A 24648-nucleotide genomic window follows, 5' to 3' on the forward strand; every position below is an offset into this window, starting at 1 on the left:
TTTGCGGTTTGAGGTAGCCTCAAAGGCACATGCGGGTATCGTATAATGGCTATTACCTCAGCCTTCCAAGCTGATGATGTGGGTTCGATTCCCACTACCCGCTCCAGCGAGAATTCAGTGCTGATATAGCTCAGTTGGTAGAGCGCACCCTTGGTAAGGGTGAGGTCGGCAGTTCAAATCTGCCTATCAGCACCACTCTTTCTCCGATAAAGCTCCCTCAAGCTGTTAATGAAACAATCGCCGGTATCGATGCCGGTTATTGCTGTTGAGGCGTTTGACCAGCCCAACTTTTACACTAACGAGGCTCCATTATTATGGCTAAAGAAAAATTTGAACGTAATAAACCGCACGTAAACGTTGGCACTATCGGTCACGTTGACCACGGTAAAACAACGCTGACTGCAGCAATCACAAACGTATTGGCGAAAGTTTACGGCGGTGAAGCGAAAGATTTCGCACAAATCGATAACGCTCCAGAAGAGCGTGAGCGTGGTATCACCATCGCGACTTCACACGTAGAGTACGACACTCCAACTCGTCACTACGCGCACGTTGACTGCCCAGGTCACGCCGATTACGTGAAGAACATGATTACTGGTGCTGCTCAGATGGACGGCGCGATTTTGGTAGTAGCTGCGACTGATGGCCCAATGCCACAGACTCGTGAGCACATCCTGTTGTCTCGTCAGGTAGGCGTACCTTTCATCATCGTATTCATGAACAAATGTGACATGGTTGATGATGAAGAATTGCTTGAGCTGGTCGAGATGGAAGTTCGTGAACTTCTTTCAGAATATGACTTCCCAGGTGATGACTTACCACTTATCCAAGGTTCAGCGCTGAAAGCACTGGAAGGCGAGAAAGAGTGGGAAGACAAGATTATTGAGTTGGCCGAAGCTTTGGATTCATACATCCCAGAGCCAGAGCGTGACATTGATAAGCCATTCTTGTTGCCAATCGAAGACGTATTCTCAATTTCAGGTCGTGGTACTGTTGTAACGGGTCGTGTTGAGCGCGGTATCGTTAACGTAGGTGACGAAGTTGCCATCGTTGGTGTTAAAGAAACAGTTAACACAACTTGTACTGGTGTTGAGATGTTCCGTAAGCTTCTTGACGAAGGCCGTGCTGGTGAGAACGTTGGTGTTCTTCTGCGTGGTACTAAGCGTGAAGACGTTGAGCGTGGTCAAGTACTGGCGAAGCCAGGTTCAATCACTCCGCACACGAAGTTCGAATCAGAAGTATACGTACTGTCGAAAGAAGAAGGCGGCCGTCATACTCCGTTCTTCAAAGGCTACCGTCCACAGTTCTACTTCCGTACAACTGACATCACCGGTACTATCGAATTGCCAGAAGGCGTAGAGATGGTTATGCCAGGCGATAACATCAAGATGGTTGTTGAGCTAATCAACCCAATCGCGATGGACGAAGGTCTACGTTTCGCAATCCGTGAAGGTGGTCGTACCGTAGGTGCAGGTGTTGTAGCGTCTATCATCGAGTAATCGAGCGATAGCAAACACTGCATAAAAAAAGGCTGCCCTCGGGCGGCCTTTTCACGTGAAAGCCTTTGGGATTTAGTGTATAACTAGGCCCCTAAAAAATTGGGGTGGCGCGTATTTATTCCATTGAACATTGAGTCTGTTTTCGTAAGTGTTTGATGGAATTAGTATAAAACCATTTAGATTGAAGCCTGCGGGTGGATGTCAACGTAGGGCAGTAGTTCCAATTGGTAGAACAGCGGTCTCCAAAACCGATGGTTGGGGGTTCGAGTCCCTCCTGCCCTGCCATGTTATTTGAAAAACCTCGCTCCTGAGTGAATCGGCAGCGGGGCGTTGTTGTCTTTATAGATAAAAGGTATGAGTAATGAGTGCGAACCCTGAAGCCAGCACGAATTCGTCAATGGATGGCCTGAAGTGGGGCTTGGTTTTTATCCTGTTAGGCGGTGCTGTCGTTGGTAATTACATGTTGGCGGACTTATCCGTCGCATTGCGTGTTGCCGGTGTGATTATCGCTGTGGCTGCAGCTCTGGTTGTTGCAGCTCAAACAACCAAAGGTAAGACCGCTGTAACCTTTGCCAAAGAATCTCGTACCGAAGTTCGTAAGGTTGTTTGGCCAACCCGCCAGGAAGCTGTGCAAACCACGCTGATCGTGTTTGCCGTTACCGCGATTATGGCGTTGTTACTGTGGGGCCTGGATGCGATTCTGGTTCGCGTTGTGGCCTTTATCACCGGAGTGAGTATCTAATATGAGCGAGCAGCAAGAACCGAAAAAACGTTGGTATGTTGTGCAGGCATTTTCTGGTTATGAAATGCGTGTACAGAAGTCGCTGCTAGAGCACATTAAAATGCACAGCATGGAAGACCAGTTCGGTGAAGTTCTGGTTCCAACCGAAGAAGTGGTTGAAATGCGTGCCGGTCAGAAGCGTAAAAGCGAACGTAAGTTTTTCCCAGGCTACGTACTGGTTGAAATGGAAATGAACGATGCCTCATGGCACTTGGTTCGCAATATTCCACGCGTATTGGGCTTTATTGGTGGCACCAGTGACCGTCCAGCTCCCATCTCTAAGGCTGAAGCTGATCGCATCCTGAACCGTTTAGAAGAGTCGACCGACAAGCCAAGACCAAAAACGTTGTTCGAAGTTGGCGAAGTGGTTCGTGTCAACGATGGCCCGTTTGCCGACTTCAACGGTGTGGTCGAGGAAGTCGATTACGAGAAGAGCCGCGTGAAAGTATCGGTTCTGATTTTCGGTCGTTCGACCCCTGTCGATTTGGACTTCTCTCAAATCGAAAAAAGCTGATCAATTTTTCAGCAAAGCTATTGTTTGAGGGCGCGGATATCGCTATAATCCGCGCCCTACTTTTAGGGGAGCTCGCCATATTGGTAAGCGCCTGAACCCAAAACTGAGGTAAATCATGGCTAAGAAAGTCGAAGCGTATATCAAGCTGCAAGTAGCGGCTGGTATGGCAAACCCAAGTCCTCCGGTTGGTCCGGCACTGGGTCAGCACGGTGTTAACATCATGGAATTCTGTAAAGCGTTCAACGCCAAAACAGATTCTTTGGAAAAAGGTGCTCCGGTACCTGTCGTTATCACTGTATATAGCGATCGTTCATTCACCTTCGAAACTAAGACTCCACCAGCGTCTTACCTGCTGAAAAAAGCGGCAGGCATTAAGAGCGGTTCTGGCGTACCGAACAAAAACAAAGTCGGTAGCGTGACTCGTGCTCAGCTCGAAGAAATCGTGAAGATGAAAGAGCCTGACCTGACTGCTGCTTCAATGGATGCAGCCGTTCGCACTATCGCCGGCTCTGCTCGCGCGATGGGCTTGATCGTAGAGGACTAATGACAATGGCTAAATTAACTAAACGTATGAAAGCGGTTCGCGAGAAAGTGAACCCAACTCAAGATTACGGTATCAATGAAGCTGTTGCTCTGTTGAAAGAATTGGCAACTGCTAAGTTCGTAGAAAGCGTAGACGCTGCTATTAACTTGGGCGTTGACCCACGTAAATCAGATCAAAACGTACGTGGCGCAACAGTATTGCCTCACGGTACTGGCCGCACGGTTCGTGTTGCTGTGTTCACTCAAGGCGCAAACGCCGATGCTGCTAAAGAAGCTGGTGCTGATTTAGTTGGTATGGACGATTTGGCTGAGCAAGTGAAAAAAGGCGAGATGGACTTTGACGTTGTTGTTGCTTCTCCTGATGCAATGCGCGTTGTGGGTCAATTGGGTCAAATCTTAGGTCCACGCGGCCTGATGCCAAACCCTAAGACTGGCACTGTAACGCCTAACGTTGCTGACGCGGTTAAAAACGCGAAAGCTGGTCAGGTTCGTTACCGCAACGACAAAAACGGCATTATCCACACCACTATTGGTAAAGCAGATTTCTCTGTTGAACAGATCCAAGAAAACTTGGAAGCCTTGTTGGTTGCTTTGAAAAAAGCTCAGCCAGCTTCTGCTAAAGGTCAGTTCATCAAGAAGATCAGCCTGTCTACCACTATGGGTGCTGGTGTTACTGTCGACCAGGCAACTCTGAACCTGGCGTAAAAAATTGGCGAATCCCGATGTTATGGTTATAATGTCGGGCTCGCAGCGGGTTGGGTCGAATTTATTCGGCCCCATCCAAGACCGTAGGTGTCGGATTTCTATAGCAATATAGTGAAATGACTTAATTCCCTACGCAGATGGTGGGACCCCAGGACAAGACATCTTGCACCTGGTTTTATCACCAACAAGCTTTTCGATGTTGAAAAGTTGTTTTGTACCGAGAATATTCGGAATAACCAGGAGTAAAGCCAATGGCATTAAATCTCGAAGGCAAAAAAGCGATTGTCGCTGAAGTCAACGAGGCAGCCAAAGGCGCTCAATCAGCAGTTGTTGCTGACGCACGTGGTGTAACGGTTGATGCCATTACTGCATTGCGTAAAGAAGCCCGCGAAGCCGGCGTTTCTATGCGTGTTGTACGTAATACTCTGGCTCGCCGCGCACTGGAAGGTACCGATTACGAGTGCCTGAATGACGTGTTTGTTGGCCCAACATTGATTGCATTCTCTGCCGAGCACCCAGGTGCTGCAGCGCGTATCTTCAAAGACTTCGCTAAAAAGCATGAAGCCTTTGAACTGAAAGCCGCTGCCTTTGAAGGCGAGAAAGTTGACGTTGAATTGCTGGCTTCACTGCCAACATACGACGAAGCAATCGCAAAACTGATGAGCGTTTTGAAGGAAGCCTCTGCAGGCAAGCTGGTACGTACACTAGCTGCCCTTCACGACCAAAAAGAAGCCGAAGCCGCTTAATCGGCTTTGTTAAAGATTTAACGAACATTTGTTCACAAGATTTTAGGATTATAGAGTCATGTCTATCACTCAAGAGCAAATCATCGATGCAGTTGCAGAGATGTCAGTAAAAGACGTAGCTGAGCTAATCACTGCGATGGAAGAAAAATTCGGCGTAACTGCAGCTGCTGCTGTTGTTGCTGGCCCTGCTGGCGGCGAAGCTGCTGAAGAGCAAACTGAATTCGACGTAGTACTTGCTGCTATCGGCGGTAACAAAGTTTCTGTAATTAAAGCTGTTCGCGGCGCGACTGGTCTTGGCCTGAAAGAAGCCAAAGGTCTGGTTGAAAGTGCTCCAGCTCCAATCAAAGAAGCTGTATCTAAAGAAGAAGCAGAAGAACTCAAGAAGACACTCGAAGAAGCGGGTGCCGAAGTTGAGATCAAATAAGCTGTCATTTGACAGCTTAGCCGCCTGAAAAGGCGAGGGCTGGTGACTTTTCGGTCACCGGCCTTTTTGCGCTCAGGGATGGTATTAATTTCGCGTCATTTATAGTGCCATTCCGCTGGCTTTGCCAGCTTACAAAATGACGTAATTCTAGGTCACCTTTTTTAAGGTGAAAGTGGGTCACGTATCAGCCAGCTGAGGAACCCTAATGGTTTACTCTTACACTGAGAAGAAACGAATCCGTAAGGATTTTGGTAAGCGTCCAAAGGTACTAGATGTACCGTTTCTCCTGTCTATTCAACTGGATTCATTCCGTAAATTCATAGACATCGATCCGGACGGACAATATGGCCTAGAAGCCGCATTCCGTTCTGTGTTCCCGATTAAGAGCTACTCAGGTAACTCGGAGCTGCAATATGTCAGCTACCGCCTGGGTGTGCCAGTTTTCGATGTTAAAGAATGCCAAATTCGTGGAGTGACATACTCAGCGCCTTTGCGCGTGAAGCTACGTCTCGTCTTGTACGATCGCGAAGCTGCTCCAGGGACAGTGAAGGACATTAAAGAACAGGAAGTCTACATGGGAGAAATCCCATTGATGACTGACAATGGTACCTTTGTTATCAATGGTACTGAACGAGTCATTGTTTCTCAGTTGCACCGTAGTCCTGGTGTGTTCTTCGATCACGATCGTGGTAAGACACACTCGTCCGGTAAAGTCTTGTATAACGCGCGGGTTATTCCATACCGTGGTTCTTGGTTGGACTTCGAGTTCGATCCGAAAGACAACTTGTACGTGCGTATTGACCGTCGCCGTAAATTGCCTGCGTCAATTATTTTGCGTGCGCTTGAATACACCACAGAAGAAATTCTGGCGGCATTCTTCGAGACAACGCAAATTCGCATTTCTGGCAAGAAAGTTAAAATGGCCATCTCTCCCGCTAAATTGCGCGGTGAAACAGCCACTTTCGACCTGATCGGTAGCGACGGTGAAATCATCGTTGAGAAAGGCCGCCGTATCACAGCTCGCCATGTTAAGGCCATGGAAAAACAAGAGCTGAGCGATATTGAAGTTCCGTTGGAATATTTGGTTGGCAAAGTGTCGGCCAAAGACTACGTCAACAAAGAAACTGGCGAAGTTGTTGTTGCAGCTAATGACGAGCTGACATTGGAAAATGTCGCTGAAATGTCACAGGCAGGCATCAAGAAATTCGAAGTGTTGTATACCAACGAACTCGATAGCGGTGCTTACATTTCTGACACCGTGCGTATTGACTCGACCAGCAACCGTTTGGAAGCTTTGGTTGAAATCTATCGCATGATGCGTCCAGGTGAGCCACCAACGCGTGATGCTGCTGAAACCTTGTTCCAGAACCTGTTCTTCTCAGAAGAGCGTTATGATCTATCTACTGTTGGCCGCATGAAGTTCAACAGCCGTTTAGATCGCGACACCATCGAAGGTGAAGGCGTTCTGAGTAAAGATGACATCGTTGATGTCATGAGAAAACTGATTGATATCCGCAACGGTAAAGATGATGTTGATGATATTGACCACTTAGGCAACCGTCGTGTTCGTTCTGTTGGTGAAATGGCAGAAAACCAATTCCGTGTTGGTTTGGTTCGTGTTGAGCGTGCCGTTCGTGAACGTTTGAGTCTGGGTGATCTTGACGCCTTGATGCCACAAGATTTGATCAACGCCAAGCCGATTAGCGCTGCGGTGAAAGAATTCTTTGGTTCAAGCCAGCTGTCTCAGTTCATGGATCAAAACAACCCGTTATCAGAAGTGACGCACAAGCGTCGTATTTCTGCTTTGGGTCCAGGTGGTTTGACGCGTGAGCGTGCCGGCTTTGAAGTCCGTGACGTACACCCAACTCACTATGGTCGTGTTTGTCCAATTGAGACCCCTGAAGGTCCAAACATTGGTCTGATTAACTCGCTTTCTTCTTACGCGCGTACGAATGACTACGGCTTCCTAGAAACGGCTTACCGTAAAGTTGTTGATGGTGTAGTAACCGACGAGGTTGAGTACCTATCTGCGATTCAGGAAGGTAGCAATGTTATTGCTCAGGCGAATGCGGCAACTGATGAAGAAGGTCGTTTGACTGAAGAGTTGGTTACTGCCCGCTGTAAAGGTGAGACCGAGCTGTTTGCAGCTTCTGAAATCACCTATATGGATGTGTCGCCACAGCAGATCGTATCGGTCGCTGCTTCGATGATTCCATTCTTGGAACACGATGATGCTAACCGTGCCTTGATGGGTGCGAACATGCAACGTCAGGCAGTTCCAACGCTGCGTGCTGATAAGCCGCTGGTTGGTACTGGTATGGAGAAAACCGTTGCGGTTGACTCCGGCGTAACCGTTGTTGCCAAGCGTGGCGGTGTGGTCGACTATGTTGACGCAAGCCGCATCGTAATTAAGGTTGAGGAAGAAGAGTTGGTACCAGGCGAAGCCGGTATCGATATCTACAACCTGACTAAATATACCCGTTCTAACCAGAACACCTGCATCAATCAAAAGCCAACTTGTAAAGTCGGTGAGCCGATTGTTCGCGGTGATGTGTTGGCGGATGGACCATCTACGGATATGGGTGAGCTGGCGCTGGGTCAAAACATGCGCGTAGCCTTCATGCCTTGGAATGGTTACAACTTTGAGGATTCAATCCTCATCTCTGAACGTGTTGCGGAAGAAGATCGCTTCACCACGATTCATATTCAAGAACTGTCTTGTATCGCTCGTGATACCAAGCTGGGTACAGAAGAGATCACCGCTGACATTCCAAATGTTGGTGAGTCTGCGCTGTCTAAGCTGGATGAATCAGGCGTGGTATATATCGGTGCTGAAGTGAAAGGTGGCGATATTCTGGTCGGTAAAGTAACGCCTAAAGGTGAAACTCAGCTGACTCCAGAGGAAAAACTCCTCCGTGCCATTTTCGGTGAAAAAGCGTCTGACGTTAAAGACAGCTCGCTGCGTGTACCTAACTCGGTATCCGGTACAATTCTTGACGTGCAAGTCTTCACCCGTGACGGTGTTGAAAAAGACAAGCGCGCGTTGGAAATTGAAGAGATGCAACTCAAGCAGGTCAAAAAAGACCTCGACGATGAGTTCACCATCCTTGAAAACGGTATCTACAGCCGCGCTCGCAACTTGTTGTTGAGCAACGGTTTTGAAGAAGCTCAATTGGCCAGCACCGCACGTGATGAGTGGTTAACTCAATCGTTGACGGACGAGAATGCGCAGATGGATCTCGAATCTATCGCCGCTCAGTACGCTGAACTAAAAGAAGAGTTTGATGCCAAGTATGACCTTAAGCGCCGCAAGATCACCCAAGGTGATGACTTGCAGCCTGGCGTACTAAAAATCGTGAAGGTTTACCTTGCTGTTAAACGTCGCCTACAACCAGGTGACAAGATGGCGGGTCGTCACGGTAACAAGGGTGTGATTTCTACCATTCAGCCTGTTGAAGACATGCCTCATGACGTTAACGGCGTTCCGGTTGACATCGTTCTGAACCCATTGGGCGTACCGTCGCGTATGAACATTGGTCAGATCCTTGAGACTCACTTGGGTATGGCAGCTAAAGGTATTGGCGAAAAGATCAATCGTATGCTCGAAGAGCAACGTGCGATTGCTGAAATGCGCGATTTCCTTAAGCAGGTTTACACCTTAGGTGAAGTGCTGCAAGAAGTTGACATTGACAACTTTACTGACGACGAAGTACTGCGTTTGGCTGGCAACCTGAAGAAAGGTCTGCCAATTGCGACGCCAGTATTCGACGGTGCTAAAGAGTCTGAAATCAAAGCATTACTTGAGCTTGGTGATATTCCACGTTCAGGTCAGATCACGCTTTATGATGGTCGTACAGGTAACAGCTTTGAGCGTCCGGTAACGGTAGGCTACATGTACATGTTGAAACTCAACCACTTGGTTGATGACAAGATGCACGCACGTTCTACAGGTTCTTACAGCTTGGTTACACAGCAACCGTTGGGTGGTAAAGCTCAATTCGGTGGTCAGCGCTTCGGTGAGATGGAAGTGTGGGCACTGGAAGCATACGGTGCTGCGTATACGCTGCAGGAAATGCTGACTGTGAAATCGGACGACGTGAATGGCCGGACCAAGATGTATAAAAACATCGTGGGTGGCGACCACAGAATGGAACCTGGCATGCCAGAATCTTTCAATGTATTGCTGAAAGAAATCCGTTCTCTGGGTATCAATATCGAACTGGAAACCGAGTAATCAGTTCGATTGACTAACGCCGCGGTGCGGCTCGTTGAGCCGCACCAGACTGAGCCACTCCTTGAAGGAGAGAATTAGGTGAAAGATTTAGTAAAGCTGTTTAAGCAACAGACCCAGTCTGAAGAGTTCGATGGTATTAAGATCGGGCTGGCTTCAGCTGACCAGATCCGCAGCTGGTCGTTTGGTGAGGTGAAAAAGCCTGAAACCATTAACTACCGTACGTTCAAGCCAGAGCGTGACGGTCTTTTCTGCGCCCGTATTTTCGGTCCTGTGAAGGACTATGAGTGTTTGTGCGGTAAGTACAAGCGCCTGAAACACCGTGGTGTGATTTGTGAAAAGTGTGGCGTTGAAGTCACCGTCACTAAAGTGCGTCGTGAGCGCATGGGTCACATTGAACTGGCATCGCCAGTTGCCCACATCTGGTTTCTGAAATCACTACCAAGCCGTATTGGCTTGTTGTTGGACATGACCCTACGTGACATCGAGCGCGTACTTTACTTCGAATCATTCGTCGTAACCGAGCCGGGCATGACCAACCTAGAACGCGGCCAAATGCTAACCGAAGAAACCTATTTGGATTCTTTGGAAGAACATGGCGATGACTTCGAAGCCAAAATGGGTGCCGAAGCCGTTCTCGATCTGCTGAAAGAAATTGACTTGGCTGCTGAAATTGAAGCCATGCGTGAAGAGTTGCCAACTATCAACTCTGAAACCAAGCGCAAAAAAGTCACTAAGCGTTTGAAACTAATGGAAGCTTTCCACTTCTCTGGCAACAAGCCTGAGTGGATGATCATGACCGTTCTGCCGGTTCTGCCGCCAGATCTGCGTCCATTGGTACCGTTGGATGGTGGCCGTTTCGCTACCTCTGACTTGAACGATTTGTATCGTCGCGTCATTAACCGTAACAACCGTTTGAAGCGTCTGTTGGATCTGGCTGCGCCAGATATCATCGTGCGTAACGAAAAACGTATGTTACAAGAAGCAGTTGATGCCCTGCTGGATAACGGCCGTCGCGGTCGTGCCATCACAGGCTCTAACAAGCGCCCTCTAAAATCTTTGGCCGATATGATCAAAGGTAAGCAAGGTCGTTTCCGTCAGAACTTGTTGGGTAAGCGTGTTGACTACTCAGGCCGTTCGGTTATTACCGTTGGTCCTACGTTGAAATTACACCAGTGTGGTCTTCCTAAGAAGATGGCATTGGAGCTGTTCAAGCCTTTCATTTATGGCAAATTAGAAGGTCGTGGCTTAGCCACAACCATCAAAGCTGCTAAGAAAATGGTTGAGCGTGAATTACCAGAAGTATGGGATGTGTTGGATGAAGTCATCCGTGAACACCCGGTACTGTTGAACCGTGCACCAACCTTGCACCGTTTGGGTATTCAAGCGTTCGAACCTGTTCTGATTGAAGGTAAAGCGATTCAGCTACACCCATTGGTTTGTGCGGCCTATAACGCCGACTTCGATGGTGACCAGATGGCGGTTCACGTTCCTCTGACGCTCGAAGCGCAGCTTGAAGCTCGCTCGCTGATGATGGCATCGAACAACATCCTGTCACCTGCTAACGGTGAGCCGATTATCGTTCCGTCGCAAGACGTTGTTTTGGGTCTGTACTACATGACTCGCGACAAAGTGAACGGCAAAGGCGAAGGCATGTTGCTGGCTGATTACCAGGAAGCTGAAAAAGCTTACCGTACTGGTAATGCCGAGCTGCATTCACGCGTTAAGGTTCGTATCCGTTCGGTTGAGATCGACGAAGAAGGCAACCGTAGCGAGAAGTTTGAAGTTAAAGACACAACCGTTGGCCGCGCCATTCTGTGGAACATCATCCCTGATGGCCTCCCGTATGAACTGGTTGATCAAGCGCTGGGTAAAAAGCAGATCTCTAAATTGATCAATGCTTGTTACCGTAAGCTGGGCCTGAAAGACACGGTTATCTTTGCTGACCAATTGATGTACACCGGCTTCCATTACGCGATGCTGTCTGGTGCCTCTGTTGGTGTTGATGACATGGTGATCCCTGATTCTAAAACTGAGATTTTGGCTGCGGCTGAAAGTGAAGTTGCGGAAATCCAGGAGCAATTCCAGTCTGGTTTGGTTACCGCGGGTGAGCGTTACAACAAGGTTATTGATATCTGGTCTTCTGCCAACGAGAAGTTGTCAAAAGCCATGATGGATAACTTGAAAACGGACATCGTAATCAACCGTGACGGCGAAGAAGAAGAACAAGCTTCATTCAACAGCATCTTTATGATGGCCGACTCCGGTGCTCGTGGTAGTGCCGCTCAGATTCGTCAGCTCGCTGCGATGCGTGGCCTGATGGCGAAACCTGATGGCTCTATTATCGAAACGCCAATTACTGCGAACTTCCGTGAAGGTCTTGACGTACTCCAGTACTTCATCTCAACTCACGGTGCTCGTAAAGGTTTGGCCGATACTGCACTGAAAACTGCAAACTCCGGTTACCTGACGCGCCGTCTAGTAGACGTTGCGCAAGATTTGGTCATCACACAAGATGATTGTGGTACCGAAGAAGGTCTGGTCATGAAACCGCTGATTGAAGGCGGCGACGTGGTTGAGCCATTGCGCGAACGTGTGTTGGGTCGAGTATTAGCGGCAGATGTTATCAAGCCTGGCTCTGACAGCGAAGTCTTGTTGTCACGCAACACCTTCATTGACGAGAAACTTTGTGACCTGCTTGAAGAAAACAGTGTCGATGAAGTATTAGTTCGCTCGGTTATTACTTGTAACACTGATTTCGGTGTGTGTGCCCACTGTTATGGTCGTGACTTGGCTCGCGGTCATAAAGTTGGTTCAGGTGAAGCCGTAGGTGTTGTTGCAGCACAGTCGATTGGTGAGCCTGGTACTCAGCTGACCATGCGTACCTTCCACATTGGTGGTGCGGCATCGCGTGCATCTGCAGAGAACAGCATTCAAGTTAAGAACGCCGGTACCATCAAACTTCACAATGCGAAGTATGTAATCAACGGTGATGGCAAAGTGGTTGTAACGTCTCGTTCAACTGAATTGACGGTCATCGATGAACTCGGCCTTGAAAAAGAACGCTACAAATTGCCTTACGGTTCGGTACTAACCAGTACTGAAGGTGGGAAAATTGAAGCGGGCGCGGTTATCGCAAACTGGGATCCGCACACGCACCCAATTATCACCGAAGTAGGCGGTACCATTAAGTTCGTTGATATGATCGATGGCGTCACCATCAGTAAACAAACTGATGAACTGACTGGCCTGACATCAATTGTTGTTATCGATCCTTCACAGCGCCCAACGGCCGGTAAAGAAATCCGTCCAATGGTGAAGCTGGTTGATTCGAAAGGTGATGACATCAACATTGCGGGTACCGACATCCCTGCGCAGTACTTCTTGCCAGGTAACGCCATCGTTAATATGAAAGACGGTGCCGAAGTTGGTGTTGGTGATGCGTTAGCACGTATTCCACAAGAAAGCTCGAAGACCCGTGATATTACCGGTGGTTTGCCACGCGTAGCTGACTTGTTCGAAGCGCGTAAGCCAAAAGATCCAGCGATCTTGGCTGAAATCACAGGTACCATCTCGTACGGTAAAGAAACCAAAGGTAAACGCCGCTTGGTGATCACGCCGAAAGAAGGCGATGCCTACGAAGAGATGATTCCGAAATGGCGTCAGCTGAACGTGTTCGAAGGTGAACAAGTTCAACGTGGTGAAGTCATTGCTGACGGTCCAGAAGCACCACAAGACATTCTGCGTCTGCGTGGTATTTCTGAGGTTGCTAACTATATCGTGAATGAAGTGCAAGACGTTTATCGTCTGCAGGGTGTGAAAATCAATGACAAACACATTGAAGTGATCATTCGTCAGATGCTGCGTAAGTGCACCATTCTTGATGGCGGCGATTCAGAATTCTTGGCCGGAGAGCAGTTGGAAGTTGCTCGCGTGAATATTGCTAACCGTGATTTAGAAGCGGCTGGCAAGCAACCTGCGAAATACGATCACGACTTGCTCGGTATTACTAAAGCTAGCTTGGCAACAGAAAGCTTTATTTCTGCTGCGTCGTTCCAGGAAACAACTCGAGTCCTGACGGAAGCTGCTGTAAGTGGTAAGAAAGATGACCTTCGCGGTCTGAAAGAAAACGTGATTGTTGGCCGCCTAATCCCTGCGGGTACCGGTTTTGCTTATCACCAGAAACGCCACCAGGCGAAACCTGTTGAAGAAGCGACTGGCCCAAGCATGGATGAAGCGAGCATCGCGTTGGCGGCAGCCTTGAACTCAACGGATGACGCTGAGTAATAGGCGTAACGCCCAATGAACAGCTAACTGTCATAAAATATGGCTCCAGCATGCTAAAAAATGCGGTGTGCTGGAACTGTTAACTTGACAGCTCAAAAACTGCTCATTACAATTCCGCGGCCCCTAATAAGGGCGCGGATTTTTCATTTATAGAGTAAATAAAACTAACCAGGAGCTAGTAGTTCATGGCAACTATTAACCAGTTGGTGCGCAAACCACGTCGTCGTCCAGTCGAAAAGACTAACGTACCGGCATTGGCAGCGTGTCCACAAAAGCGTGGTGTATGTACTCGCGTATATACAACCACTCCGAAAAAGCCTAACTCAGCGTTACGTAAAGTATGTCGTGTACGCCTGACAAACGGCTTCGAAGTGACTTCCTACATTGGTGGTGAAGGTCACAACTTGCAAGAACACAGTGTTGTTCTGATTCGTGGCGGTCGTGTAAAAGATTTGCCAGGTGTGCGCTATCACACAGTACGTGGTGCCCTTGATACAGCCGGTGTTAACGACCGTCGCCAAGGCCGCTCTAAGTACGGTGCGAAGAAGCCTAAGTCTTAACGGTACTCCGTTAGTAAGGCCAAACTAAGCCACTTTATTTGTTTTGGGTTATCCTGAATTAACCGGAGAATTGTAAAATGCCAAGACGTCGCGTCATCGGTCAACGTAAAATCCTGCCAGATCCTAAGTTTAAATCTGAGCTGTTGGCCAAATTTGTAAACATCCTTATGTTGGATGGAAAGAAATCAACTGCTGAAAAAATCGTTTACGGTGCATTAGATATCATCGCTGAGAAGAAAGATGGTAACGATCCACTGGAACTGTTTGAAACTGCGTTAGACAACGTACGTCCATCAGTAGAAGTGAAAAGCCGCCGAGTTGGTGGTTCTACCTATCAAGTGCCTGTCGAAGTACGCCCAGTACGCCGTAATGCTCTTGCTATGCGTTGGTTAGTTGAGTTTGCGCGTAAGCGCGGTGAAAAATCCATGGCCCAGCGTTTAGCTGGCGAAATGCTCGACGCAGCAGAGAACAAAGGCGCATCGGTGAAAAAACGTGAAGACGTTCACCGCATGGCTGATGCGAACAAAGCGTTCGCTCACTACCGCTGGTAGTCACTCCATACTGTGGGTAGCACACATCGTGCTGCCCACGGTTTTCTGTACAGCTACATACAGAGGAATTTATGGCTCGTACAACTCCCATTGAGCGTTACCGGAATATCGGTATCTGTGCTCACGTGGATGCAGGTAAAACGACCACCACCGAGCGTGTTCTTTTTTATACCGGTCTTTCCCATAAAATTGGTGAAGTGCACGATGGTGCCGCCACGATGGACTGGATGGAGCAAGAGCAAGAGCGCGGTATTACCATTACCTCTGCTGCCACCACTACGTTTTGGCGTGGTATGGATGGCCAATTCCCTGAGCATCGCGTCAATATCATTGATACCCCAGGTCACGTTGACTTTACCATTGAGGTAGAGCGTTCATTGCGTGTGCTTGATGGTGCGGTTGTTGTTTTCTGTGGCGCGTCTGGTGTGGAGCCTCAATCGGAAACGGTTTGGCGTCAGGCCGACAAATACCAAGTTCCACGTATGGTATTTGTGAACAAAATGGACCGGGCAGGCGCTGATTTCCTGCGTGTTGTTCAACAAATTGAAGATCGCTTGGGTGCGACGCCGGTACCAATTCAATTGAATATTGGTGCCGAAGAGCATTTCACCGGGGTGATCGATCTGATCAAGATGAAGGCGATTAACTGGAGCGAAGCGGACCAGGGCACCACCTTCACGTACGAAGAGATTCCTGCTGAGTTGCAAGAGCTAGCTGAAGAATACCATGAGAAATTGGTTGAAGCGGCAGCCGAAGCAACCGAAGAAATGATGGACAAGTACCTCAATGATGGGGAGCTTACCGAAGCAGAAATCAAGCAAGGTCTACGTAGTCGTACACTTAATAATGAAATCGTTCTAGCAACCTGTGGTTCGGCCTTTAAGAATAAAGGTGTTCAAGCAGTGCTCGATGCGGTGGTGGAGTACTTACCAGCACCGGTTGATGTGCCGGCTATTACCGGCATCGACGATGACGAAAACGAAACTGAGCGTCCTGCGGACGACAATGCGCCATTTGCGGCGCTGGCGTTCAAAATCGCTACCGACCCATTTGTTGGAACACTGACCTTCTTCCGTTGTTATTCCGGAGTGGTCAGTACGGGCGATGCCGTCTATAACTCTGTAAAGCAGAAAAAAGAGCGCTTCGGTCGTATCGTGCAAATGCACTCCAACGACCGTAAAGAAATTAAAGAAGTGCACGCAGGCGATATCGCCGCTGCGATTGGTTTAAAAGACTGCACAACAGGTGACACCTTGTGCGATCCGGAACACAAAGTGATTCTGGAACGTATGGAGTTTCCTGAGCCGGTAATTTCCGTTGCAGTAGAGCCAAGAACTAAAGCCGATCAAGAAAAAATGGGTGTCGCGCTAGGTAAATTAGCCGCTGAAGATCCGTCGTTCCGTGTTGAAACAGACGAAGAATCGGGTCAGACCATTATTTCTGGTATGGGTGAGTTGCACCTCGATATTATTGTTGACCGCATGAAGCGTGAATTTACCGTTGAGTGTAATGTCGGCAAACCACAAGTTGCTTACCGTGAAGCGATTCGCGGTAGTGCAGAAGTGGAAGGCAAGTTCGTTCGACAATCTGGTGGTCGTGGTCAGTATGGCCATGTTTGGCTTAAGCTAGAGCCGCTGGATTTTGAAGGCGAAGATGCACCGATCTACGAGTTCGTTAATGAAATCGTTGGTGGTGCGGTACCGAAGGAGTACATCCCGGCGGTATCAAAAGGCATCGAAGAGACCATGGAGCAAGGTGTACTTGCCGGTTACCCATTGCTGGGTGTCAAGGCAACTTTGTTCGATGGTTCTTACCACGATGTTGACTCCAATGAAATGGCGTTTAAAATCGCAGCTTCTATGGGCTTTAAAAAGGGCGCGCTGGAAGCTAAGCCGTCACTATTGGAGCCTATTATGAAGGTGGAAGTAACAACGCCAGAAGATTTCATGGGTGATGTGGTAGGTGACTTAAACCGTCGTCGCGGCATGATCGATGGTATGGATGACGGTGTTGCTGGCATGAAGTTAGTTCGTGCACAGGTTCCGCTGGCTGAAATGTTCGGTTACGCAACTGATCTGCGTTCTCAAACGCAAGGTCGTGCGTCCTATTCTATGGAATTCCTGAAGTACAATGACACGCCGGCGGCGGTAGCCAAAGGTGTGATTGAGGCACGTCAGGGTTAATGAAGTTCGGTCCGGTCCCACTGATTACCGACCGGACTTTTTAACTTAAAGGTAAAGAAAGTGGCTAAAGAAAAATTTGAACGTAATAAACCGCACGTAAACGTTGGCACTATCGGTCACGTTGACCACGGTAAAACAACGCTGACTGCAGCAATCACAAACGTATTGGCGAAAGTTTACGGCGGTGAAGCGAAAGATTTCGCACAAATCGATAACGCTCCAGAAGAGCGTGAGCGTGGTATCACCATCGCGACTTCACACGTAGAGTACGACACTCCAACTCGTCACTACGCGCACGTTGACTGCCCAGGTCACGCCGATTACGTGAAGAACATGATTACTGGTGCTGCTCAGATGGACGGCGCGATTTTGGTAGTAGCTGCGACTGATGGCCCAATGCCACAGACTCGTGAGCACATCCTGTTGTCTCGTCAGGTAGGCGTACCTTTCATCATCGTATTCATGAACAAATGTGACATGGTTGATGATGAAGAATTGCTTGAGCTGGTCGAGATGGAAGTTCGTGAACTTCTTTCAGAATATGACTTCCCAGGTGATGACTTACCACTTATCCAAGGTTCAGCGCTGAAAGCACTGGAAGGCGAGAAAGAGTGGGAAGACAAGATTATTGAGTTGGCCGAAGCTTTGGATTCATACATCCCAGAGCCAGAGCGTGACATTGATAAGCCATTCTTGTTGCCAATCGAAGACGTATTCTCAATTTCAGGTCGTGGTACTGTTGTAACGGGTCGTGTTGAGCGCGGTATCGTTAACGTAGGTGACGAAGTTGCCATCGTTGGTGTTAAAGAAACAGTTAACACAACTTGTACTGGTGTTGAGATGTTCCGTAAGCTTCTTGACGAAGGCCGTGCTGGTGAGAACGTTGGTGTTCTTCTGCGTGGTACTAAGCGTGAAGACGTTGAGCGTGGTCAAGTACTGGCGAAGCCAGGTTCAATCACTCCGCACACGAAGTTCGAATCAGAAGTATACGTACTGTCGAAAGAAGAAGGCGGCCGTCATACTCCGTTCTTCAAAGGCTACCGTCCACAGTTCTACTTCCGTACAACTGACATCACCGGTACTATCGAATTGCCAGAAGGCGTAGAGATGGTTATGCCAGGCGATAACATCAAGATGGTTGTTGAGCTAATCAACCCAATCGCGATGGACGAAGGTCTACGTTTCGCAATCCGTGAAGGTGGTCGTACCGTAGGTGCTGGTGTTGTAGCGTCTATCATCGAGTAATCGAGCGATAGCAAACATTGCATAAAAAAAAGGCTGCCCTCGGGCGGCCTTTTTTGATCGCTTTTGACCGTACCATCCATAGCCAACTCGCACCGCCACATTAAACTGTGACGTCGTTTCTTATAAGAAGAAGCTAATGATATAGGTCGCTAGCCTTTCCTTACATTACATTATATGTTTGTTAAACTGCCCTACACAAAATAGATTTGATTCGTTGGCAGCACTCAACGAATTTCAAACGCCTCAAATCGCGTAAGGAAACAAAATGATTTACCCCGTCATCATGGCCGGTGGCTCCGGCAGTCGGTTATGGCCACTTTCACGCAAGCTTTACCCGAAACAGTTCCTGCCGCTTCACGGCGACAGCACCATGCTGCAGGCAACCATCACCCGTCTTGCGGGGGTGAAAACGCATTCGCCTGTGGTCATTTCCAATGAAGAGCACCGCTTTATTGTGGCCGAGCAGCTTCATCAGCTTGGCGATTTGGGTACGATTATCTTAGAGCCTGATGGACGTAATACGGCACCGGCGGTGGCACTTGCTGCATTAACCTTGCAGCAAACCGTTGGTGATGAGGCCTTGATGTTGGTGCTCGCCGCAGACCACGTGATTCAAGATGCCGATGCTTTTCATCGCGTGATTGAGCAAGCCACACCGCTGGCCCAAGCCGGCGAGCTGGTCACCTTTGGTATTGTGCCCGCGGGGCCTGAAACGGGCTACGGTTACATTCGAAGTGGTGCCGCCCAAGGTGATGCGTACAAAGTTGGCGAGTTTGTTGAAAAACCCGACTTAGCTACGGCGCAGTCGTATGTCGACAGTGGTGATTACTACTGGAACTCGGGCATGTTCATGTTCACTGCCGGCCAGTACTTAGCCGAGCTGGGTAAACACCAACCGGCTATCTTAGCCGCGTGTCAGGCGTCCATGGCCGATGTCAGCCACGATTTAGATTTTGTTCGGGTGAATCAAGAGGCCTTTTTGAGCTGCCCAGATGACTCCATTGATTACGCGGTAATGGAAAAGACTGACCGTGCTGTGGTTATTCCCCTCGATGCTGGCTGGAGCGATGTTGGCTCTTGGTCTGCGCTGTGGGAAGTGAATGACAAAGATGACGCCGGCAATGTCACCCGTGGTGATGTCATGGTGCATCAAAGCAACAACACCTATGTCAATGCCGAAGAAAAGCTGGTTGCCGTGGTGGGCCTCGATAATATCATTGTGGTGGAAACCAAAGATGCGGTGCTCGTGGCTGACAAAAACAAGGTGCAAGATGTAAAAAGCATCGTCAATGAGCTCAAAGCGCAAGAGCGCAGCGAATACCTGCACCACCGGTATGTGTACCGCCCATGGGGTTGTTATGACTCCATTGATAATGGCGAGCGTCATCAGGTTAAACGCATTACCGTCAAGCCGGGCGCTAAATTATCAGTGCAAATGCACCACCACCGCGCTGAGCATTGGATTGTGGTCAGTGGCACAGCCAGTGTCACCAATGGCGACGAAACCTTCTTAGTAACCGAAAACGAATCAACCTACATTCCCGTTGGTGTTGTGCATGCCCTTGAGAACCCTGGCAAGGTGCCGCTTGAGCTGATTGAAGTACAGTCTGGCTCGTACTTGGGTGAAGATGACATTGTTCGATTTGAAGACCGTTATGGGCGTGTGGAAAAGTAACTATGGCAGAGTTAACTTGTTTTAAAGCATATGATATTCGCGGCCAGCTCGGCACTCAGCTCGATGAGAAAATCGCCTATGACATTGGCCGCGCCTATGGTGAGTTCTTGCAACCAGAAACCGTGGTCGTCGGCGGTGATGCGCGGGAAACCAGTGAAGCCTTAAAAAATGCCCTGGCTGAAGGCTTGATGGATGCGGGCACTAACATCATTGACCTAGGAATGACTGGCACCGAAGAAATCTACTTTGCCACATCCCACCTGGGGATTGATGGCGGCGTCGAAGTCACCGCCTCGCACAATCCTATTGACTACAACGGCATGAAGTTGGTGTGTCAGGGCAGCCGTCCTATCGGCAATAGCAATGGCCTCGCGGACATTAAGCGTATTGCTGGTGAAGCGCCATGGCGCAACGGCGACTTTAGCACCGAGCGACCCAAAGGCAGCTACGAGCAACGAAGCTTGCTGGGCGAGTACATCGCCCATTTATTGGGGTATATCAACATCGCCAAACTCAAGCCCCTCAAGCTGGTTGTGAATGCTGGTAATGGCGCAGCGGGTCATGTGGTGAATGCTCTTGAAGCGGTGTTTACTCAAGCGCAAGTACCCGTCGAGTTGATAAAAATTCATAACGAGCCCGACCCAACATTCCCTCACGGTATTCCAAACCCATTGTTGCCAGAGAATCGCGCTCATACTGCCGATGCAGTCAAAGCGCATGGTGCCGACATGGGCATTGCCTGGGATGGTGATTTCGACCGCTGCTTCTTGTTTGATGAGCGCGGCGAATTCATTGAGGGCTACTACATTGTTGGCCTGTTGGCGCAAGCATTTTTAGTGCAGCAACCGGGCTCTAAAATCATTCACGACCCACGTTTAACTTGGAACACCATCGATGTGGTAGAGCAAGCCGGCGGCCAGGCTATTATGAGCAAAACTGGCCATGCCTTTATCAAAGACATCATGCGCGCAGAAGATGCGGTATATGGTGGCGAGATGAGTGCGCACCACTACTTCCGCGACTTTGCATATTGTGACAGCGGCATGATCCCATGGTTGCTTGTGGCCGAGCTATTAACCACCACGGGCAAGCCGTTATCTGAATTGGTGAAAGAGCGGATTGCCGCGTATCCCTCATCCGGTGAAATCAACCAAACCTTAAGCGATCCCGATAGTGCCATTGCAGCGGTGTTAGCTACGTACGAAGCCGACGCCTTGCTGGTTGACCGTACTGATGGCATTAGCGTGGAATTTGCTGACTGGCGCTTTAACTTGCGCAAGTCTAACACCGAGCCTGTGGTGCGTTTGAATGTGGAAAGCCGCACGGATATGGCGCTGATGCAGGCCAAAACGGACGAGCTGTTGGCCCTGCTAAGTGCAAGCTAACGTGATGATTGGTGCATGAAAAGCCGGCAACTAGCCGGCTTTTTTATTGGGGAACATGGTTTTCTGTGGGATCTGGCGTCGCAAAATTCACCCGTCGATAGGACGGCGATCGACGCCCCTTACCAAATTGCACCTCGATGCCGAGCAAAAATAAATAATTAGTCTGGTAATCATATTTTCGAGGAAAGGTTATTTGCGGCTCGACGTGAACGACGAACCACGGGCGCCAAATACTCTTTCGATAATTTAACCCAAGCCGATAAATCTCTGATTCATCATCGTCACTTGGATCCTCTGTTGCACCTGACACTGAAGCAAATCCCGCGATAGCGCTGCGTGAGGTCAATTGTTTAATGCGGGCGACTAACAAGCGCCATTCGATACCATCGGTTTTTTCACCATATTTCGATTGTGCTTGATAACGATAAACAACGTCATCGTGGAAATTGTCGATGGTAAAACGGGTTGTTTCATACCAGCTATCTTCAAGCTCTAACGTTAAGTCTTGCGTAAACTTAAAGATGGTACGTTCGCTCAGCGGTTTGTAGTTACGGGCTCGAATCCGCGTAAAGGGGCCACCGTTGAAATGCGCACCCACGTCAAAATTCAAATCCCAGTTGTTTTGGTCAAAAAAGATATAGCGAACCGCGGCAGCGGATTTTTCTTGGGAGCGCCCGGCAGGGCTAGTTAAATTATCGCCGGTGACGGATTCATCACGGCCTTCAATTAACAATTTTAGCTTGTTAGAGGTATTCGGAAGGTTAATCGATGCTTGAACCCGGGGCTTTAATTGATCGGACTCCCGTTCGCGATAAACATAATCGAGGTTTAACTGAACCAAACTACTGGCGCTTTGAACATCAGAGCTAGACACTTGATCTGGTCCAAAGAAGCTATCAAACCAGAGTGCTTGCTCACACACAGTATCGGAAAGTAGTAAGTGGGCTTTGTCATACCAAGGGTAGTTTTCTTTTGCCGATGAACTGCAGGGCTGCATGTGCTGCTGCGCGTAGCGCCACATATCCGCCTCTTGCTCTGCAGGTACTGGCGGCAGCGATGGCGTGGCTAGGTTAAGCGTTGTGGTCGTGAGCCACATCAACAACATAAAATACCAAAGAATGAATTTATTAAGTTATTTCAGCTAACTATAGCAATACGATAATGGCATTGCCGAGTGTTTTAAATTGAATTGTCGATGACGCTTGTGCTCGTCAATTGATTGTGTATAATACGCGACCACTCGTCCTAGTACGAGTTATCAGTAACTGTTGATTAATGAAGTTCATTAAACTCAGTTTACTAAAACCAGCAACCCCAATTGGGGGTTGAATGAACCGATGCACACCCACCATACCAATAATGGTACTGGATTGGGCGTGTGTTTTTGTGTCAAACATTTTTGGAGCGTTGGTCTGATGCAGAACCAAAGAATCCGTATCCGCCTAAAAGCTTTTGACCATCGTCTGATCGATCAATCTACGTCAGAGATCGTTGAGACTGCGAAGCGCACCGGGGCTCAGGTACGTGGTCCGATTCCGCTGCCAACCCGCAAAGAACGTTATACCGTTCTGATTTCTCCGCACGTTAACAAAGACGCGCGGGATCAATATGAGATCCGTACTCACAAGCGTTTGGTCGACATTGTCGAACCAACCGACAAAACTGTCGATGCTTTGATGCGTTTGGATCTTGCTGCGGGCGTTGATGTTCAGATCAGCTTGGGTTAATCCCAAGCAGACTAGAAGAGGTTTGTAAACCATGGCTATCGGATTAGTCGGTCGTAAAGTGGGTATGACGCGCATCTTCACTGAAGATGGTGTTTCTACACCTGTAACCGTAATTGAAGTCGAAGCCAATTGTGTCACACAGATTAAAACTCTGGAAACCGACGGATACCGTGCGGTTCAAGTGACCACTGGCGCGAAAAAAGCCAACCGTGTGACCAAGCCAGAAGCGGGCCATTTTGCTAAGGCGGGCGTAGAAGCCGGTCGCGGTTTATGGGAATTCCGTCTGGCAGACGGTGAAGGCGAAGAATTGGCTACTGGCAACGAACTCACTGTTGAGTTGTTGGCTGAAGCTAAAAAAGTTGACGTAACTGGCACCTCTAAAGGTAAAGGTTTCGCAGGCGTAGTTAAGCGTTGGAATTTCAGTACCCAAGACGCGACTCACGGTAACTCTTTGAGTCACCGTGCACATGGCTCGATTGGTCAAAACCAATCACCAGGTAAAGTCTTTAAAGGCAAGAAAATGGCCGGTCATATGGGTGCAGAGCGTGTAACTGTTCAGTCTCTGGACGTAGTTCGCGTTGACGCAGAACGTAACCTTATCCTTGTAAAAGGTGCGGTTCCGGGCGCTACTGGCGGCAACGTCATCGTTAAACCAGCCGTTAAAGCGTAACTTGGAGATTGGTGATGGAATTAGTATTGAAAGACGCGCAAAGCGCGCTTGAAGTCAATCCAACGATCTTCGGGCGTGACTTTAATGAAGCGTTAGTTCACCAAGTAGTTGTTGCTTATGCAGCAGGTGCTCGTCAAGGTACTCGTGCTCAAAAAACTCGCTCTGAAGTGAGTGGTGGCGGCAAGAAGCCTTGGAAACAAAAAGGTACTGGCCGTGCACGTGCTGGTACTATCCGCAGCCCAATCTGGCGCAGCGGTGGCGTGACTTTTGCGGCTAAGCCACAAGATCACAGCCAAAAGGTGAACAAAAAGATGTATCGCGGTGCATTGCGCAGCATTTTGTCTGAGCTTGTGCGTCAAGAACGTCTGATCGTTGTAGAAAAATTTGGTGTTGAAGCACCTAAAACTAAAGAGCTAGCTAGCAAACTGAAGCAGTACGAAGTGAACGATGTTCTGATCGTTACTGAAGAAGTTGATGAGAACCTGTTCCTGGCCGCCCGCAACTTGTACAAAGTTGACGTTCGCGACGTTGCAGGCATCGACCCAGTTAGCTTGATTGCTTTTGATAAAGTTTTGATCACTGCCGCTGCAGTGAAGCAACTTGAGGAGAGCCTGGCATGATCACTGAAGAGCGTCTGCTAAAAGTTCTCTTAGCGCCGGTAGTTTCTGAAAAGAGCACCATGGCTGCTGAAAGCAACAACACTGTTGTTTTCAAAGTTGTGACTGACGCTGACAAGCGTGAGATCAAGGCGGCTGTAGAGAAGCTGTTTGAAGTTGAAGTTGCTGGTGTTCGTACCGCCAGTGTCAAAGGCAAAACCAAACGCCACGGTGCTCGTTTCGGCCGCCGCAGCGATTGGAAAAAAGCCTATGTAACGCTTAAAGACGGCAGCGAAATTGATTTCGTTGGCGGCGGTGAGTAATTG

The 24648-nt window shown here is 48.8% G+C and carries 20 protein-coding genes and 3 tRNA genes; 22 read left to right on the top strand and 1 reads right to left on the bottom strand.

The genetic code is table 11. The annotated features are described in order from the left end of the window. Positions 1-31: 31 nt before the first annotated feature. The 18 genes from K0504_RS11490 (at position 32) to K0504_RS11575 (ending at position 21329) form a co-directional block, all read left to right on the top strand. Positions 32-106: transfer RNA gene (locus K0504_RS11490), tRNA-Gly, on the top strand. A 13-nt stretch (positions 107-119) separates the two neighbouring features. Further along, positions 120-195: transfer RNA gene (locus K0504_RS11495), tRNA-Thr, on the top strand. A 119-nt stretch (positions 196-314) separates the two neighbouring features. After that, entirely contained in the window at positions 315-1499 is a 1185-nt protein-coding gene (gene tuf, locus K0504_RS11500; protein WP_220104338.1) for an elongation factor Tu, read from the top strand. A 208-nt stretch (positions 1500-1707) separates the two neighbouring features. Then, positions 1708-1784, top strand: a tRNA-Trp gene (locus K0504_RS11505). Positions 1785-1860: 76 nt separating this feature from the next. Then, positions 1861-2241: a preprotein translocase subunit SecE gene (gene secE / locus K0504_RS11510; protein ID WP_220104339.1), complete on the top strand. Its 381-nt coding sequence runs from the start codon at positions 1861-1863 to the stop codon at positions 2239-2241. A gap of 1 nt (position 2242) precedes the next feature. Continuing rightward, positions 2243-2794, top strand: a complete 552-nt coding sequence (nusG, locus tag K0504_RS11515) for a transcription termination/antitermination protein NusG (protein ID WP_220104340.1) — start codon at positions 2243-2245, stop codon at positions 2792-2794. A gap of 115 nt (positions 2795-2909) precedes the next feature. After that, positions 2910-3338, top strand: a complete 429-nt coding sequence (gene rplK, locus K0504_RS11520; RefSeq protein WP_220104341.1) for a 50S ribosomal protein L11 — start codon at positions 2910-2912, stop codon at positions 3336-3338. Between the two features lie 5 nt (positions 3339-3343). Then, a complete protein-coding gene (rplA, locus tag K0504_RS11525) occupies positions 3344-4042 on the top strand; it encodes a 50S ribosomal protein L1 (RefSeq protein ID WP_220104342.1) in 699 nt (232 codons plus the stop codon). 251 nt (positions 4043-4293) lie between these two features. Beyond that, entirely contained in the window at positions 4294-4788 is a 495-nt protein-coding gene (gene rplJ / locus K0504_RS11530; RefSeq protein ID WP_220104343.1) for a 50S ribosomal protein L10, read from the top strand. A 58-nt stretch (positions 4789-4846) separates the two neighbouring features. After that, positions 4847-5212, top strand: coding sequence for a 50S ribosomal protein L7/L12 (rplL, locus tag K0504_RS11535; protein WP_220104344.1), 366 nt, complete (start codon positions 4847-4849; stop codon positions 5210-5212). A gap of 205 nt (positions 5213-5417) precedes the next feature. Then, complete coding sequence (rpoB, locus tag K0504_RS11540) at positions 5418-9446, top strand: DNA-directed RNA polymerase subunit beta (RefSeq protein ID WP_220104345.1); 4029 nt, start codon at positions 5418-5420, stop codon at positions 9444-9446. 78 nt (positions 9447-9524) lie between these two features. Then, the gene (gene rpoC, locus K0504_RS11545; RefSeq protein WP_220104346.1) at positions 9525-13730 is read left to right on the top strand and encodes a DNA-directed RNA polymerase subunit beta'; all 4206 of its coding nucleotides are present in this window, start codon (positions 9525-9527) and stop codon (positions 13728-13730) included. Positions 13731-13915: 185 nt separating this feature from the next. Further along, complete coding sequence (gene rpsL / locus K0504_RS11550) at positions 13916-14290, top strand: 30S ribosomal protein S12 (protein ID WP_220104347.1); 375 nt, start codon at positions 13916-13918, stop codon at positions 14288-14290. A gap of 77 nt (positions 14291-14367) precedes the next feature. Then, positions 14368-14841: a 30S ribosomal protein S7 gene (gene rpsG / locus K0504_RS11555; RefSeq protein ID WP_220104348.1), complete on the top strand. Its 474-nt coding sequence runs from the start codon at positions 14368-14370 to the stop codon at positions 14839-14841. A 71-nt stretch (positions 14842-14912) separates the two neighbouring features. Continuing rightward, entirely contained in the window at positions 14913-17024 is a 2112-nt protein-coding gene (gene fusA, locus K0504_RS11560; protein ID WP_220104349.1) for an elongation factor G, read from the top strand. Positions 17025-17084: 60 nt separating this feature from the next. Continuing rightward, positions 17085-18269 carry an elongation factor Tu gene (gene tuf, locus K0504_RS11565; protein ID WP_220104338.1) on the top strand — a complete coding sequence of 395 codons (1185 nt, stop codon included), beginning with the start codon at positions 17085-17087 and terminating at the stop codon, positions 18267-18269. Positions 18270-18534: 265 nt separating this feature from the next. Then, positions 18535-19944, top strand: a complete 1410-nt coding sequence (locus tag K0504_RS11570) for a mannose-1-phosphate guanylyltransferase/mannose-6-phosphate isomerase (protein ID WP_220104350.1) — start codon at positions 18535-18537, stop codon at positions 19942-19944. Positions 19945-19946: 2 nt separating this feature from the next. Beyond that, complete coding sequence (locus K0504_RS11575; RefSeq protein WP_220104351.1) at positions 19947-21329, top strand: phosphohexomutase domain-containing protein; 1383 nt, start codon at positions 19947-19949, stop codon at positions 21327-21329. A gap of 43 nt (positions 21330-21372) precedes the next feature. Here the strand turns inward: K0504_RS11575 and K0504_RS11580 are convergent, their stop codons facing one another. After that, positions 21373-22434, bottom strand: a complete 1062-nt coding sequence (locus K0504_RS11580) for a hypothetical protein (RefSeq protein WP_220104352.1) — start codon at positions 22432-22434, stop codon at positions 21373-21375. A gap of 310 nt (positions 22435-22744) precedes the next feature. Between K0504_RS11580 and rpsJ the strand changes: the two genes are divergently transcribed. Genes rpsJ through rplW form a run of 4 tightly spaced genes read left to right on the top strand, consistent with a single transcriptional unit; the run spans position 22745 to position 24645 of the window. After that, on the top strand, positions 22745-23056 hold the full coding sequence (gene rpsJ, locus K0504_RS11585; RefSeq protein ID WP_087506498.1) for a 30S ribosomal protein S10: 312 nt from the start codon (positions 22745-22747) through the stop codon (positions 23054-23056). A 31-nt stretch (positions 23057-23087) separates the two neighbouring features. Next, entirely contained in the window at positions 23088-23726 is a 639-nt protein-coding gene (gene rplC, locus K0504_RS11590) for a 50S ribosomal protein L3 (RefSeq protein WP_220104353.1), read from the top strand. A gap of 14 nt (positions 23727-23740) precedes the next feature. Next, positions 23741-24346 (top strand): 50S ribosomal protein L4, encoded by a 606-nt coding sequence (rplD, locus tag K0504_RS11595; protein ID WP_220104354.1) that lies wholly within the window; start codon positions 23741-23743, stop codon positions 24344-24346. Beyond that, positions 24343-24645, top strand: coding sequence for a 50S ribosomal protein L23 (gene rplW, locus K0504_RS11600; protein ID WP_220104355.1), 303 nt, complete (start codon positions 24343-24345; stop codon positions 24643-24645). Before rplD ends, rplW begins: the two co-directional genes overlap by 4 nt. Positions 24646-24648: the final 3 nt, after the last annotated feature.

Origin of the sequence: Neiella holothuriorum (genome assembly GCF_019457915.1) — a bacterium.
Taxonomy (GTDB): Bacteria; Pseudomonadota; Gammaproteobacteria; order Enterobacterales; family Neiellaceae; genus Neiella; species Neiella holothuriorum.

Bases quoted from the DNA above. Each gene is read 5' to 3' on its own strand.
- tuf (WP_220104338.1), top strand. From the start codon at position 315: ATGGCTAAAGAAAAATTTGAACGTAATAAACCGCACGTAAACGTTGGC.
- secE (WP_220104339.1), top strand. From the start codon at position 1,861: ATGAGTGCGAACCCTGAAGCCAGCACGAATTCGTCAATGGATGGCCTG.
- nusG (WP_220104340.1), top strand. From the start codon at position 2,243: ATGAGCGAGCAGCAAGAACCGAAAAAACGTTGGTATGTTGTGCAGGCA.
- rplK (WP_220104341.1), top strand. From the start codon at position 2,910: ATGGCTAAGAAAGTCGAAGCGTATATCAAGCTGCAAGTAGCGGCTGGT.
- rplA (WP_220104342.1), top strand. From the start codon at position 3,344: ATGGCTAAATTAACTAAACGTATGAAAGCGGTTCGCGAGAAAGTGAAC.
- rplJ (WP_220104343.1), top strand. From the start codon at position 4,294: ATGGCATTAAATCTCGAAGGCAAAAAAGCGATTGTCGCTGAAGTCAAC.
- rplL (WP_220104344.1), top strand. From the start codon at position 4,847: ATGTCTATCACTCAAGAGCAAATCATCGATGCAGTTGCAGAGATGTCA.
- rpoB (WP_220104345.1), top strand. From the start codon at position 5,418: ATGGTTTACTCTTACACTGAGAAGAAACGAATCCGTAAGGATTTTGGT.
- rpsL (WP_220104347.1), top strand. From the start codon at position 13,916: ATGGCAACTATTAACCAGTTGGTGCGCAAACCACGTCGTCGTCCAGTC.
- rpsG (WP_220104348.1), top strand. From the start codon at position 14,368: ATGCCAAGACGTCGCGTCATCGGTCAACGTAAAATCCTGCCAGATCCT.
- fusA (WP_220104349.1), top strand. From the start codon at position 14,913: ATGGCTCGTACAACTCCCATTGAGCGTTACCGGAATATCGGTATCTGT.
- K0504_RS11570 (WP_220104350.1), top strand. From the start codon at position 18,535: ATGATTTACCCCGTCATCATGGCCGGTGGCTCCGGCAGTCGGTTATGG.
- K0504_RS11575 (WP_220104351.1), top strand. From the start codon at position 19,947: ATGGCAGAGTTAACTTGTTTTAAAGCATATGATATTCGCGGCCAGCTC.
- K0504_RS11580 (WP_220104352.1), bottom strand. From the start codon at position 22,434: ATGTTGTTGATGTGGCTCACGACCACAACGCTTAACCTAGCCACGCCA.
- rpsJ (WP_087506498.1), top strand. From the start codon at position 22,745: ATGCAGAACCAAAGAATCCGTATCCGCCTAAAAGCTTTTGACCATCGT.
- rplC (WP_220104353.1), top strand. From the start codon at position 23,088: ATGGCTATCGGATTAGTCGGTCGTAAAGTGGGTATGACGCGCATCTTC.
- rplD (WP_220104354.1), top strand. From the start codon at position 23,741: ATGGAATTAGTATTGAAAGACGCGCAAAGCGCGCTTGAAGTCAATCCA.
- rplW (WP_220104355.1), top strand. From the start codon at position 24,343: ATGATCACTGAAGAGCGTCTGCTAAAAGTTCTCTTAGCGCCGGTAGTT.